We start from the raw sequence: 12,655 nt of genomic DNA on the forward strand, positions 1-12,655 counted from the left end.
TGCGCCGTTTGCAGCCCTGCCAGGACACCTCGACGATGGTCTTCGACTCCTTCGACATCAAATCGCTTATCCGCCCTGTGATCGACTTCCCGAAACCGGGCGTGATCTTTCGCGACATCACCCCGCTGTTCCAGTCGCCAACGGCCCTGCGCCTGGTGATGGACAGCTTCGCCCACCGCTACGTCGAAGCCGACTTCACCCACATCGGTGCGATGGATGCCCGCGGTTTTCTGATCGGTTCGGTATTGGCCTATCAGTTGAACAAGCCGCTGGTGCTGTTCCGCAAGCAAGGTAAATTGCCAGCTGATGTGTTGGCGGAAGGTTACGCAACCGAATACGGCGAAGCGTTCCTCGAAGTGCACGCCGACAGCCTGTGTGAAGGCGATTCGGTGGTGATGTTCGATGATTTGATTGCCACTGGCGGCACGCTGATTGCGGCGGCCAACCTGATTCGCCGCATGGGCGCGCGGGTGCATGAAGCGGCGGCGATTATTGATTTGCCGGAGTTGCAAGGTTCGCAGCGCCTGCAGGACATGGGTATCCCTACCTTCTGCCTGACGCAGTTTGCGTTGACCGATAAATAATCAAGATCAAAAGATCGCAGCCTTCGGCAGCTCCTACATTGGAATGTGCGTTTCCCTGTAGGAGCTGCCGAAGGCTGCGATCTTTTGCCTTTAAAGCCCCATCTGCTTGCTGATGATCTCGTTCATCACCTCTCGCGTGCCGCCGCCAATCGACAGAATGCGGTTATCCCGATACAACCGCTCCACCAGACTCTCGCGCATATAGCCCAGCCCACCGAGAATCTGCACCGCCTCCGTGGTAATCCGGTCCGAGGTGTCCGTGGCAAAGTTCTTCGCCATGGAAATTTCCTTGATCACGCTCTGCCCCGCCGCCATCTTCGCCGCTTGCCGGTAAGTGAACTCCCGCGACACCTCCAGCGCCGTGGCCATCTCCGCCAAGCGATGTTTGATCACCTGAAACTTGCCGATCGGCTTGCCAAACGCTTCGCGCTCGCGTGCCCATTGCAGGCTCTCTTCCAACGCTAACTGTGAAGTCATGTTGGCCATCAGCGCCAACGCCAGCCGTTCGCTCTGAAAGTTGCCCATGATGCAGGCGAAGCCCATGTTCTCGGCGCCGATCAGATTGCCCACAGGTACATGGCAGTCGTCGAAGAACAATTCGGCAGTGTCCGACGCCCACCAGCCCATTTTTTTCAACTGACGGCCGACGGTGAAGCCCGGCGTGCCCTTTTCGATCAACAACAGACTGATACCGCCAAACCCCGGCGCACCGGTACGCACCGCGACGGTGTAGAAATCAGCGCGTACGCCACTGGTGATAAAGGTTTTACTGCCGCTGACGCGATAGACATCGCCGTCGCGCACGGCGCGGGTTTGCAGGTTGGCGACGTCGGAGCCGCCGCCGGGTTCGGTGACCGCCAGGGCGCTGATCCTTTCGCCGCTGAGCACTTGCGGCACAACGCGCTCACGCACTTCGGGGCGCGCCCATTTGACGATCGGTGGCAGACCGATATCCAGCGATCCCAGCCCCGCTACCAGGCCGCCAGAGCCACAGCGCATCAATTCCTCACTGGCGGCAACCTTGGCGAACAGATCGCCTTCATGACTGCCTCCGAGAGCTTCGGGATAGCCGATGCCGAGAATGCCCGCCGCACCAGCCTTCAAGTACAGCTCGCGGGGGAAACTTTCGGCTTCTTCCCATTGATCGATGTCCGGCAGGATCTCGCGTTCGACGAAACGTCTGACGCTGTCGCGAACCAATTGGTGGCTGGGGTCGAAGTATTCCTGAAAGGCAGGCATGGGCGAGCTCCACGGAAGGGTCCGCCGAACTTAACCGAGCGCTTGCTTGGTTTACAAGGTACAGAAGATCAAAAGATCGCAGCCGTCGGCAGCTCCTACAGGGAAACGCGTTCCAAGGTAGGAGCTGCCAAAGGCTGCGATCTTTTGATTTTTATTAGAGGGAAATCGGTTTCCGCCCGGCAAACGAATGCGCCAGCGTGCCGCCATCGACCAGTTCCAGCTCCCCGCCCAACGGCACGCCGTGAGCGATCCGCGAAGCGATCAGGCCTTTGTTGCTCAGCAGCTGGGCGATGTAATGCGCCGTCGCCTCACCTTCCACGGTCGGGTTAGTTGCGAGGATGACTTCGGTAAACGTTCCCGCCTCTTCGATTCGCGTCATCAACTGCGGAATGCCGATCGCCTCAGGTCCCAGGCCATCAAGCGGCGACAAATGCCCCTTGAGCACAAAGTAGCGGCCACGGAAGCCGGTCTGCTCGACCGCATACACGTCCATCGGCCCTTCCACCACACACAACAGCGTGTCGTCACGGCGGGTGTCGGCACATTGCGGGCACAGATCGTCTTCGGTCAGCGTGCGGCACTGGCGGCAGTGGCCGACCCCTTCCATGGCCTGGCTGAGGGCCTGGGCCAGACGCAAGCCGCCGCTGCGGTCACGCTCGAGCATCTGCAACGCCATGCGCTGGGCGGTTTTCTGACCCACGCCCGGCAAAGTGCGCAAGGCGTCGATCAGTTGGCGAATCAAAGGGCTGAAGCTCATGGGTAAAAAGTCCGACAAAACAACGAGACGCGGTTTATACCCGCGCCTCCGGCCAGCGTCAAATACTCAGTCCTGGGCAACCTTCACCACCAGTTTGCCGAAGTTGCGCCCCTCCAGCAGGCCGATAAACGCCTCGGGTGCCTGCTCCAGACCTTCCACCACGTCTTCGCGGAATTTCACCTTGCCGTCGCGCACCCACGGCACCATATGGCTGATGAATTCCGGCTGACGATCACCGTAGTCGTCGAACACGATAAAGCCCTGAATGCGCACGCGCTTGGTCAGCAGCGTGCGTTGCAGCATCGGCAGACGATCCGGGCCTTGCGGCGCTTCGGAAGCGTTGTAACCGGCGATCAGGCCGCACAGCGGAATGCGCGCCTTGGGGTTGAGCAACGGCACCACGGCATCGAACACATGACCGCCGACGTTCTCGTAATAGATGTCGATGCCATCAGGACAGGCCTTGGCCAATTGCTCGGCAAAGTCGGTAGCCTTGTGATCGATGCAGGCATCGAAACCCAGCTCCTCGACCACGTATTTGCACTTCTCGGCTCCGCCGGCCACACCGACCGTGCGCAGGCCTTTGATCTTCGCCACTTGTCCGACCACCGAGCCGACCGCGCCGGATGCCGCAGCGACGACTAGCGTTTCGCCCTCTTTGGGTTGACCGATGTCCATCAAGCCCATGTACGCGGTCATCCCCGGCATACCCAGCACACCCAGCGCCATCGACGGGCTCGGCAGCCCGGCCGGGATCGGAATGATGTTACGGCCGTCGCTGATGCTGTGGCTCTGCCAACCGGTGGCGCCAACCACCAGATCGCCTTTATGGAATTTCGGATGACGCGAATCCTCGACACGGCTGACCGCGCCGCCGGTCATCACTTCGCCGATTTGTACCGGGGCAGCGTAGGACGGCGCGTCACTCATGCGTCCGCGCATGTAGGGGTCGAGGGACAGATAGAGGGTTTTCAGCAGCACCTCACCGTCCGCAAGATCGGGCAGCGCTTCGCGTTCGAGACGGAAGTTTTCCGGGGTCGGCGCACCGACCGGGCGTGAGGCGAGGACGAAGCGTTGGTTGAGAGTAAGAGGGTCGGACATGTCAGCGTCTCCTGTGAATGGTGAATTCAGCGGGTATAGGGAGCAGACCGTTGAGGCTTTTGCGCGTTCGATGTTTATTCAGATGGCCGGGATTGATCGTTCCCATGCTCCGCGTGGGAATGCCTCAACGGACGCTCCGCGTTCGGCTCTGTACTTGGGACGCGGAGCGTCCCGGGCTGCATTCCCACGCAGAGCGTGGGAACGATCAGTCAGAAACAAAAATGCCAGGCGCAAGGCCTGGCATTTTGTGTAGCTCATCTGCCGCCGATTGGCGAATCAGAATGGCAGTTTCATACCGGCTGGCAGGTTCATGCCGGCGGTCATGTTGCCCATTTTATCCTGGCTGTTTTTTTCGATCTTGCGCACAGCGTCGTTGACGGCGGAGGCAATGACCGCTTCCAGCATTTCTTTGTCATCTTCGCTCATGCCTTCGACCAGGCTTGGGTCGATGCTCACGCTTTTGACGTCGTGACGACCGGTCATCACCACGGTGACCATATCGCCGCCGGCCGTACCGGTGACTTCGGCGTTGGCCAGTTCTTCCTGCATCTTGGCCATTTTTTCCTGCATCTGCTGCGCCTGCTTCATCAGGCCGGCCATGCCACCTTTCATCATGGGAATCACCTCAAAGTACTTGGATCAAAACAGCGCCCGGCCAGCGCGGCCGAGCACCCTCAGTTATTAGCCTTGGGCGACCAAGGCGTCGACAGGTTCAATAGTATCGTGTCGCACCACCGCGCCGAACTGCTGAACCATCTGCTGGATGAACGGATCGCCGTGAATCGATTCCTCCGCTTCGCGCTGACGGTTGGCACGGCGACGGGACGCGGCCTGGGCCGGGGTTTCCTGCTCGGGCTTGATCAGCTCGATGGTCAGGCTCAGCGTGCGACCGTGGAACTGGTTCAACGCATCGTTCAGACGCCGCTGCTGCGTGGCGTTGAACAGTGCGCTGTGCGCCGGGTCAAGGTGCATCAGCCAATGATCGCCATCGACCGCGATCAGCGTGCAGTTGGCGGCAATGCTGCCGGTCATGCCGGAAATCGGCAGTTTCGGAAACAGCTCCAGCCATTGCAACGCCAGACCGGTGGCCGGCGCGGCAGCAGGCTCTGGCTCGGGTTCCGGGGCAGGCTCGGCGGCATGCTCACTGGCCAGTTCGTCGAGATAGCTGTACGCCGAATCGATGTCCGGCTCGATGTAATCCTCATCCAGCGGCGGCTCATCGTCCATGTCCATGCCCGGGGTAGCGGCATCGACGTCGGCGACTGACGGCTCGGGGATCGGCGCAGCGGCCCACTCAGGCGCCTCCGGGACGACGCTGTCCGGGGTCGGCAGCGGCATCGGCGGCAACTCGGGCTGCTCGGCGGCGGTTTCCAGCACCGGTTCGACGGCGGGTTGCTGCGCTGGTTCGGGCTCTGGCTCGGGTTCAACCGGGTCATTCCACGGCAGGTCGACGACAGCTTCGGCGACGACCGGCGCGGGTTCAGGTTCCGGCTCAGCAACGGCAGCAACCGGCGCAGGCTCGGGAGCCGGTGCAGGTGCTGCAGCAGGCGCTGGCACAACCGCCGCAGCGACTACCGGCGCAGGTTTAGGCGCGGCAGCCACTGAGTTTGCGGAATCAACTGTGGCCTGGCTGATCCCCACTGGCTTTAGCGGTTGCCTCGGGGCGTCCGCGGTGTCGGCGGGCCGGAAGGCGAGCATCCGCAGCAAGACCATTTCGAAACCGCCACGAGGATCCGGCGCCAGCGGTAAATCGCGACGACCGATCAGGCCCATCTGGTAATAGAACTGCACATCTTCTGCTGGCAAGGCCTGCGCCAATGCCAATACGCGATCGCGGTCACCGTGCCCGTTGTCGACGCCTTCCGGCAGCGCCTGAGCGATGGCCACACGGTGCAGCACGTTGAGAATTTCCGAGAGCACGCCGTTCCAGTCCGGGCCTTGCTCGGCCAGATGACGCACGGCTTCAAGCAACGCCTTGGCGTCGCCTTCGATCAACGAATGCAGGACGTCATAGACCTGACCGTGATCCAGCGTGCCGAGCATCGCCCGCACGTCGGTAGCGAGAACCTTGCCTTCACCGAAGGCGATGGCCTGATCGGTCAGGCTCATGGCGTCACGCATCGAACCGTCAGCGGCGCGACCGAGCAGCCACAATGCATCGTCCTCGAACGGCACGTTTTCGGCAGTGAGAACGTGGGTCAAATGCTCGACCACACGCTCCGGTGTCATGTTCTTCAGCGAGAACTGCAGGCAGCGCGACAAAATCGTTGCCGGAAGTTTCTGCGGGTCAGTGGTCGCGAGGATGAACTTGACGTACGGCGGCGGCTCTTCGAGGGTTTTCAGCAGCGCATTGAAGGAATGGCTGGAAAGCATGTGCACTTCGTCGATCAGGTAGACCTTGAAGCGCCCACGGCTCGGCGCGTACTGCACGTTGTCGAGCAGTTCACGGGTGTCTTCGACCTTGGTGCGGCTCGCGGCGTCGATCTCGATCAGGTCGACGAAACGACCCTCGTCGATTTCACGGCACACCGAGCACTCGCCGCACGGGCTGGAAGTGATACCTGTCTCACAGTTCAGGCATTTGGCAATGATCCGCGCAATCGTGGTTTTACCCACCCCGCGCGTACCGGTGAACAGGTACGCGTGGTGCAGCCGCTGGCTGTCCAAGGCATTGATCAGAGCCTTGAGCACATGGGTCTGGCCGACCATTTCGCGGAACGAGCGCGGACGCCATTTACGTGCAAGAACCTGATAACTCATCGAAAACCGTCGCAACGAAGGAAGCTGAAGCGGCTAATGCTAGCGGAGCAAGGGCAAAATTGCATCCGGTGTCCTCGTCTAATGTGGCTAAGCTGCATCAGCAGAGGCTTTTATCGGCTCGGGATCGGGAATTACCGGAGCGTTTATGCGTTGGGCCTTGGGGGCACTGCTGGGAATCAGCCTGAGCGTAACGGCAGCGGAAACCCCGTTGCGCTTCGCCATGCCCGACAGCTGGGCGATGCCGATGGTGCAATACGAACGCGGCCGCCCGACCCAGGGCATCCTTTACGACCTGATGCTCAGCCTGGCCACGCAGGTCGGCGTACCGGCCGAGTTTCACGTCCTGCCCCGCGCCCGCGTGCAGACCGCCATGGAGCATGGCGAGATCGACGTGCGCTGCTATGCCGCACAGTCGTGGCTGCCGAATCAGTCGGGGGATTACATCTGGAGCATCCCGCTGCTGTTTCAGCGTGATCTATTGATCAGCCGCAAGGATCAACCGGCCAGCGCCGATCCCGCCCGCCTGCCCCGCCAGTCCATCGGCACCGTGCTTGGTTATACCTACCCTACCCTGCAACCGCTGTTCGACGCTGACCAACTTCAGCGTGAAGATGCGCGCAACCAAGAGCAGGTGCTGGAGAAGCTGCTGGCCGGGCGTTATCGCTATGCGGTGAGTAATCAGTGGACGCTGGACTGGTTTAATCAGCGGTTGATGCCCGCGCAACAACTGCAAGGTGTCGCCGTGTTGCAGGAGCAGAAGGTCGGTTGCTATGTGAGGAATGACCCGAAGGTGCCGGTGCAACGGATATTGCGCACGTTGCTGCGGATGAAAATGTCGGGGGAGATTGATGAGATTATCCGGCTCTATACCGGCCACTCCGACAACACCCCATAACCTTGTGGGAGCTGGCTTGCCAGCGATTGCGGATTTTCAGTCAAATAGATGAACCTGACACACCGCTATCGCTGGCAAGCCAGCTCCCACAGGGTCATCTTCAACAGGGGGAATATGTGTCGATTTGGCAAATCGCAGGCACAAAAAAACCGCAGTGGGCGAAACCCATGCAGTTCTGGTTGAAGCGTTCGATTGTTCGTTAAGGTGGTAACCCCACCAGCCACACCCCGGCACACAATGTTCCCGCTGTGGCTGCTGCCTTCCGGCTCTGACCAGGTTCACGGGTAATCGTTGCGGGGGGACCGATGGGGTCACCATAACGACGCTTGCCTGTCGGCGAGCCGCGCCATTGTACCTATCTGAGACGAAGTTACAACCGTTGGTTGCAGATTAAAAATATGAACGGGTTCAAGGACATAAAGATCGCAGCCAGCGGCAGCGCCTACAGGGCCAGAACTTCATCCGCCCTGCCGCCCGCCTGCTGGATCACCAGATGAATGAAGTGCAGCTTGGCAATCGCTGGCGCCGGTAGCACGAACGGGTAGAAATCCGGTTGGCCCATGCTGCGTGACAGCTCATTGAGCATGCCGGCCAGTTCGATCCACGCGTTGACGAACGACAGAAACGCCTCGCCGCCGGGATGCTCCGGGTCGTACAGCGTGCTGGTGGGAAACGGCTGGTAATCAAAATCCATTTCCCGCGCGCTCATACCAAAACCCAGCGCGGTGTCCACGGCGTCCATCATGTGCAGGTAATGCGCCCAGGTTTCCGCCCAGTCTTCCCACGGATGCATCGTTGCGTAGGCGCTGACGTAGTGCTGCGGCCAGTCGAGTGGCGCGCCTTGCTGATAGTGACGATCGAGCGCCTCGGCGTAACTGGCGCGCTCGTCGCCGAACAGGTTGCGGAATGAGCCGAGCCACGGGCCGTTGGCGATCAGGCGATCCCAGTAGTAATGCCCGACCTCATGACGAAAATGCCCGAGCAGTGTGCGATAGGGTTCGTGCATCGCCGCCCTCACCTGCTCGCGGTGGGCGTCGTCGGCTTCTTTGATGTCGAGGGTGATCAGGCCGTTGGCGTGGCCGGTCATCGGCGCGTTGCCTTCAAGGTCGACGCCGATGAAATCGAAGGCCAGCCCTGTGTCTTCATCCACGGTTTTCGGGATGACCTGCAAGCCGAGGGTAATCAGTTGCGCGACGAGACGCCGTTTGGCGATTTCGACTTTGCGCCAGCGCTCAGGGTTGTCCGGGTCGGACAGGTCGGGGATGGTGCGGTTGAGGCTGCAAGCGATGCACAGGCTGTCGTGGTCGTTGGCTGGCAGCAGCCAGTTGCACGCGGCGGCTGTGTCGAGGTTGGCGCAGCGGCGGAACAATCCCGAGTCGGGATCGGCGTCGAGCGTCCAGGTGCCCTCGTAGGGCCCCGGTTGCAGCGAGGTCAGGCGGCTTTCTTCGGGTTGATAACCGAGCAAGGCATTACACGCCAGGCACTGGCTGTTGCGAAAGAACAGCGACTGGCCGCAGCGGCACGGCCAGACTTTGCTGTTGCGTGAGGATTCGCCCATGAACGGCGCGATGATGCGGGAACTGAGCTGCTCGAAAAAGCGGTGCATGGCGATCTCTCCCTGGGGCTTGCCAAGACTAGATCATTCCCGCGCGATGATCGTTCCAACGCTCTGCGTGGGAATGCATCCAGTGACGCTCTGCGTCACAGCGGACGCGGAGCGTCCGGGGCGGCATTCCCACGCGGGAGCGTGGGAACGATCAAACGTTCAGGCCGTGGGTTTTGAGGAAGGCGATAAAGCTTTCTTCGTCCATCACCTTCACGCCCAGCTCATTGGCCTTGGTCAGTTTGGAGCCGGCGCCGGGGCCTGCAACCACACAATGAGTCTTCGCCGACACGGAGCCGGCAACCTTGGCGCCAAGGCTTTCCAGGTGTTCCTTGGCGACATCACGGCTCATCAACTCAACCTTGCCGGTCAGCACCCAGGTCTCGCCGGACAGCGGCAAACCTTCGACGATTTTCTTCTCGCTCTGCCAGTGCATGCCGAAATCGCGCAGTTGCTTTTCGGATGCCTCAGCCAGTTGCCGGTTCTCAGGCAGTGCAAAAAACTCGCGCACCGAATTCGCCTGCTTCTCCGGCAAGGCCTGACGCATGTCCAGCCAGTCAGCATTCATCACCGCTTCCAGCGAGCCGAACTTGTCCGCCAGTTTCTGCGCGCCGCCGGGGCCGACCGAGGGAATGTGCAGCTTGTCGAGGAAGCCACCCAGTGTGGTGCTGGCGGCAAACTCGGCGCCCAGCTCACCCTGATCCTGAATTTGCAAACCATGCCACAGCAACTCGGTGATGACCTGCTGGTTATGCGCATCTTCAAAGAAGCTGTGAATCTCGTGCGCTACTTCCAGACCGACATCCGGCAGGTAGGTCAGCACTTGCGGCAGCGCCTGCTGCACACGCTCCAGCGAACCCAGCGAGCGCGCCAGCACCTTGGCCGTCTCCTCACCGACATCGGGAATGCCCAGCGCATAGATGAAACGCGCCAGCCCCGGTTTCTTGCTGTCTTCAATGGCCGCGAGCAACTTGTTGCTGGAGACTTCGGCAAAACCTTCCAGATCGACGATGTCATCGAACTTCAGCGCATACAGATCGGCCGGCGAACTGACCAGACCTTCATCGACCAACTGCTCAACGCTCTTGTCGCCCAGGCCTTCGATGTCCATCGCTCGGCGCGAGACGAAGTGAATAATCGCTTGCTTCAGTTGCGCGCCACAGGCCAGTCGACCCACGCAGCGATACACAGCGCCTTCACTGACGGTTTCCTTGCCCTTGCTGCGTTTGATCAGTTGCGTGCGCTCGACGTGCGAGCCGCACACCGGGCAGCTCTCTGGAATCTGTACCGCGCGCGCGTTTTCCGGACGGCGATCCATGACCACTTGCACTACTTGCGGAATCACATCACCGGCGCGGCGAATGATCACGGTGTCACCGATCATCAGGCCCAGACGCGCGACTTCATCCATGTTGTGCAGCGTGGCGTTGGCCACGGTGACGCCGGCAACCTTGACCGGTTTCAATCGTGCCACCGGCGTAACAGCGCCAGTACGGCCAACCTGAAACTCGACGTCGAGCAGTTCCGTGAGTTCTTCCATCGCCGGGAATTTATGCGCAATCGCCCAGCGCGGCTCGCGGGCGCGGAAGCCCAGTTCGCGCTGGTCGGCAATGCTGTTGACCTTGAACACCACGCCGTCGATTTCGTAAGCCAGCGAGTTACGGCGCTCGCCGATGTCGCGGTAGTAGTCCAGGCATTCGCCGATGCCCTTGGCCAGTTTCAGCTCGTGGCTGATCGGCATGCCCCACTGCTGCAACTGCTTGAGGTTGCCGATGTGCGTGTCGGAGATGTCGTGGGAAACCTGGCCGATGCCGTAGCAGCAGAATTCCAGCGGACGGTTGGCGGTGATCTTCGAATCGAGCTGACGCAAGCTGCCGGCGGCGGCGTTGCGCGGGTTGGCGAAGGTCTTACCGCCGACTTCCAGTTGCGAGGCGTTAAGACGCTCGAAACCAGCCTTGGACATGAACACTTCACCGCGCACTTCCAGGGTCGCCGGCCAGCCTTCGCCGTGCAATTTCAGCGGGATGTTGCGCACGGTGCGCACGTTGACGCTGATGTCTTCACCGGTGGTGCCGTCGCCGCGCGTGGCGCCGCGTACCAGCACACCATCCTGATAAAGCAGACTGACCGCCAGGCCATCGAGTTTCGGTTCGCAGCTGTACTCCACCGCCGCACTGCCGCCGAACAGATCGCCGGCCGGCAGATCCAGACCTTCGGTGACGCGGCGATCAAATTCGCGCATGTCGGTTTCTTCGAAGGCGTTACCGAGGCTGAGCATCGGCACTTCGTGACGCACCTGAGTGAACGCGGTCAGCGCCACGCTGCCGACGCGCTGAGTTGGCGAGTCGCTGGTGATCAGCTCCGGGTTGGCCGCTTCCAGCGCCTTGAGCTCGTGGAACAACCGGTCGTACTCGGCATCCGGAATACTCGGCTCGTCGAGGACGTGGTAACGGTAGTTGTGCTGATCGAGTTCAGCGCGCAGCTCGAGAATGCGGTTTTTGGCGGCGGTCATGGGTGTTCTCTCATAAAGCAAAAGAGCAGCCGAGGCTGCTCTAATTCATCTATCTCTGGCAGCAGAAGCAAAAGATCGCAGCCTTCGGCAGCTCCTACAGAAATCATTCCTGCAGGAGCTGTCGAGTGAAACGAGGCTGCGATCTTTTGATCTTGGCCTTAGCGCTTCTGGGTCAGGGCGCGGCGTTCGAACTCGACGATGCGCTGACGGTAGTGCTCGATGGTCTGCGCGGTCAGGACGCTGCGCTGATCATCTTTCAGTTCGCCGTTCAGTTCCTGCGACAGCTTGCGAGCTGCGGCCACCATCACGTCGAAGGCTTGCTTCGGATGACGCGGGCCTGGCAGGCCGAGGAAGAAGCTCACCGCCGGGGTGCTGAAATGGTCGATGTCGTCCAGATCGAAGATGCCCGGCTTGACCGCATTGGCCATGGAGAACAGCACTTCACCGTTGCCGGCCATGCTTTCGTGACGGTGGAAAATATCCATCTCGCCGAAACGCAGACCGCTTTCGAGGATGTTCTGCAACAGTGCCGGGCCTTTGAAACCGGCAGCGTCACGGCAGATCACGCTGATCACCAGCACTTCTTCAGCTTGCGGCTGGTCTTTGTCGACCACCGCCGGCGAAGGCTTGGTGTCTTCGGCGAAATCGTCGTCACGGCTGCTGAAGCTCGGGCCGCCGTCCAGATCCAGGTCGAGGTTCAGGTCACCCTGCGCCGGACCGTTGCTGCCACGCTTGCCACGTTTCGAACCGGATTCGCGAGGCTCGCGTGCTTCGCGGGCCGGCATGCTCACCGACGGCAGATCGTGTTCGTCCAGCTGTGGTTCTTTATGGTTGTCCAGAACACGGGCCGGGCCCAACAGCTCAGCGCTGGTGTCCTCGTCCGGCAGGTTGGACAGACTTCGGTCAAGACGGAATTTCAGTTTTCCCTTGCCGCCGCGCATACGGCGCCAGCCATCGAAAAGAATACCGGCTATCACAATGATGCCGATGACGATCAGCCACTCGCGCAGACCGATTTCCATGTAATCCCGTGCCTCTATAAAAAATGCTGAAAAATAAGGGGTTTACATTGTGCAAACCGCTTTAAAACGTGGCGCCAACTCTATGTTCTGACAGGCGTTTTGCCCACGTATACGAAAAATTGACATTAAACTAGCACGACCAAAGACAACTTTACACCGTCTGTCTCATTGGCTTGCGCGAA

10 protein-coding genes and 1 other RNA gene are annotated in these 12,655 nt (G+C 60.6%); 2 read left to right on the plus strand and 9 right to left on the minus strand.

From position 1 onward, the window contains the following. The first annotated feature begins 35 nt into the window (after positions 1–35). A complete protein-coding gene (locus tag CKW38_RS03215; RefSeq protein ID WP_024012326.1) occupies positions 36–584 on the plus strand; it encodes an adenine phosphoribosyltransferase in 549 nt (182 codons plus the stop codon). 90 nt (positions 585–674) lie between these two features. On the opposite strand, the gene CKW38_RS03220 is transcribed toward CKW38_RS03215, so the two are convergent. The 5 genes from CKW38_RS03220 to dnaX form a co-directional block, all read right to left on the minus strand. Further along, the gene (locus tag CKW38_RS03220; protein ID WP_007918334.1) at positions 675–1,823 is read right to left on the minus strand and encodes an acyl-CoA dehydrogenase family protein; all 1,149 of its coding nucleotides are present in this window, start codon (positions 1,821–1,823) and stop codon (positions 675–677) included. A gap of 154 nt (positions 1,824–1,977) precedes the next feature. After that, positions 1,978–2,580 (minus strand): recombination mediator RecR, encoded by a 603-nt coding sequence (gene recR / locus CKW38_RS03225; RefSeq protein ID WP_007918335.1) that lies wholly within the window; start codon positions 2,578–2,580, stop codon positions 1,978–1,980. Positions 2,581–2,646: 66 nt separating this feature from the next. Further along, positions 2,647–3,681 (minus strand): NADP-dependent oxidoreductase, encoded by a 1,035-nt coding sequence (locus tag CKW38_RS03230; RefSeq protein WP_007918336.1) that lies wholly within the window; start codon positions 3,679–3,681, stop codon positions 2,647–2,649. Positions 3,682–3,957: 276 nt separating this feature from the next. Further along, on the minus strand, positions 3,958–4,296 hold the full coding sequence (locus tag CKW38_RS03240; protein ID WP_095111805.1) for a YbaB/EbfC family nucleoid-associated protein: 339 nt from the start codon (positions 4,294–4,296) through the stop codon (positions 3,958–3,960). A gap of 66 nt (positions 4,297–4,362) precedes the next feature. Beyond that, a complete protein-coding gene (gene dnaX / locus CKW38_RS03245) occupies positions 4,363–6,441 on the minus strand; it encodes a DNA polymerase III subunit gamma/tau (RefSeq protein WP_095111806.1) in 2,079 nt (692 codons plus the stop codon). 145 nt (positions 6,442–6,586) lie between these two features. Between dnaX and CKW38_RS03250 the strand changes: the two genes are divergently transcribed. Then, a complete protein-coding gene (locus CKW38_RS03250) occupies positions 6,587–7,336 on the plus strand; it encodes an ABC transporter substrate-binding protein (protein ID WP_095111807.1) in 750 nt (249 codons plus the stop codon). A gap of 211 nt (positions 7,337–7,547) precedes the next feature. Here the strand turns inward: CKW38_RS03250 and ffs are convergent. From ffs to zipA, 4 genes are all read right to left on the minus strand, one after another. Next, positions 7,548–7,644: signal recognition particle sRNA small type (gene ffs, locus CKW38_RS03255), an RNA gene on the minus strand. Between the two features lie 134 nt (positions 7,645–7,778). Then, positions 7,779–8,942, minus strand: coding sequence for a putative zinc-binding metallopeptidase (locus CKW38_RS03260; RefSeq protein WP_095111808.1), 1,164 nt, complete (start codon positions 8,940–8,942; stop codon positions 7,779–7,781). 151 nt (positions 8,943–9,093) lie between these two features. Beyond that, the gene (gene ligA / locus CKW38_RS03265) at positions 9,094–11,451 is read right to left on the minus strand and encodes an NAD-dependent DNA ligase LigA (RefSeq protein ID WP_095111809.1); all 2,358 of its coding nucleotides are present in this window, start codon (positions 11,449–11,451) and stop codon (positions 9,094–9,096) included. A 158-nt stretch (positions 11,452–11,609) separates the two neighbouring features. After that, positions 11,610–12,473, minus strand: coding sequence for a cell division protein ZipA (gene zipA / locus CKW38_RS03270; RefSeq protein WP_007916269.1), 864 nt, complete (start codon positions 12,471–12,473; stop codon positions 11,610–11,612). Positions 12,474–12,655: the final 182 nt, after the last annotated feature.

The organism is Pseudomonas sp. Irchel 3H7 (assembly GCF_900187605.1).
Classification (GTDB): domain Bacteria; phylum Pseudomonadota; class Gammaproteobacteria; order Pseudomonadales; family Pseudomonadaceae; genus Aquipseudomonas.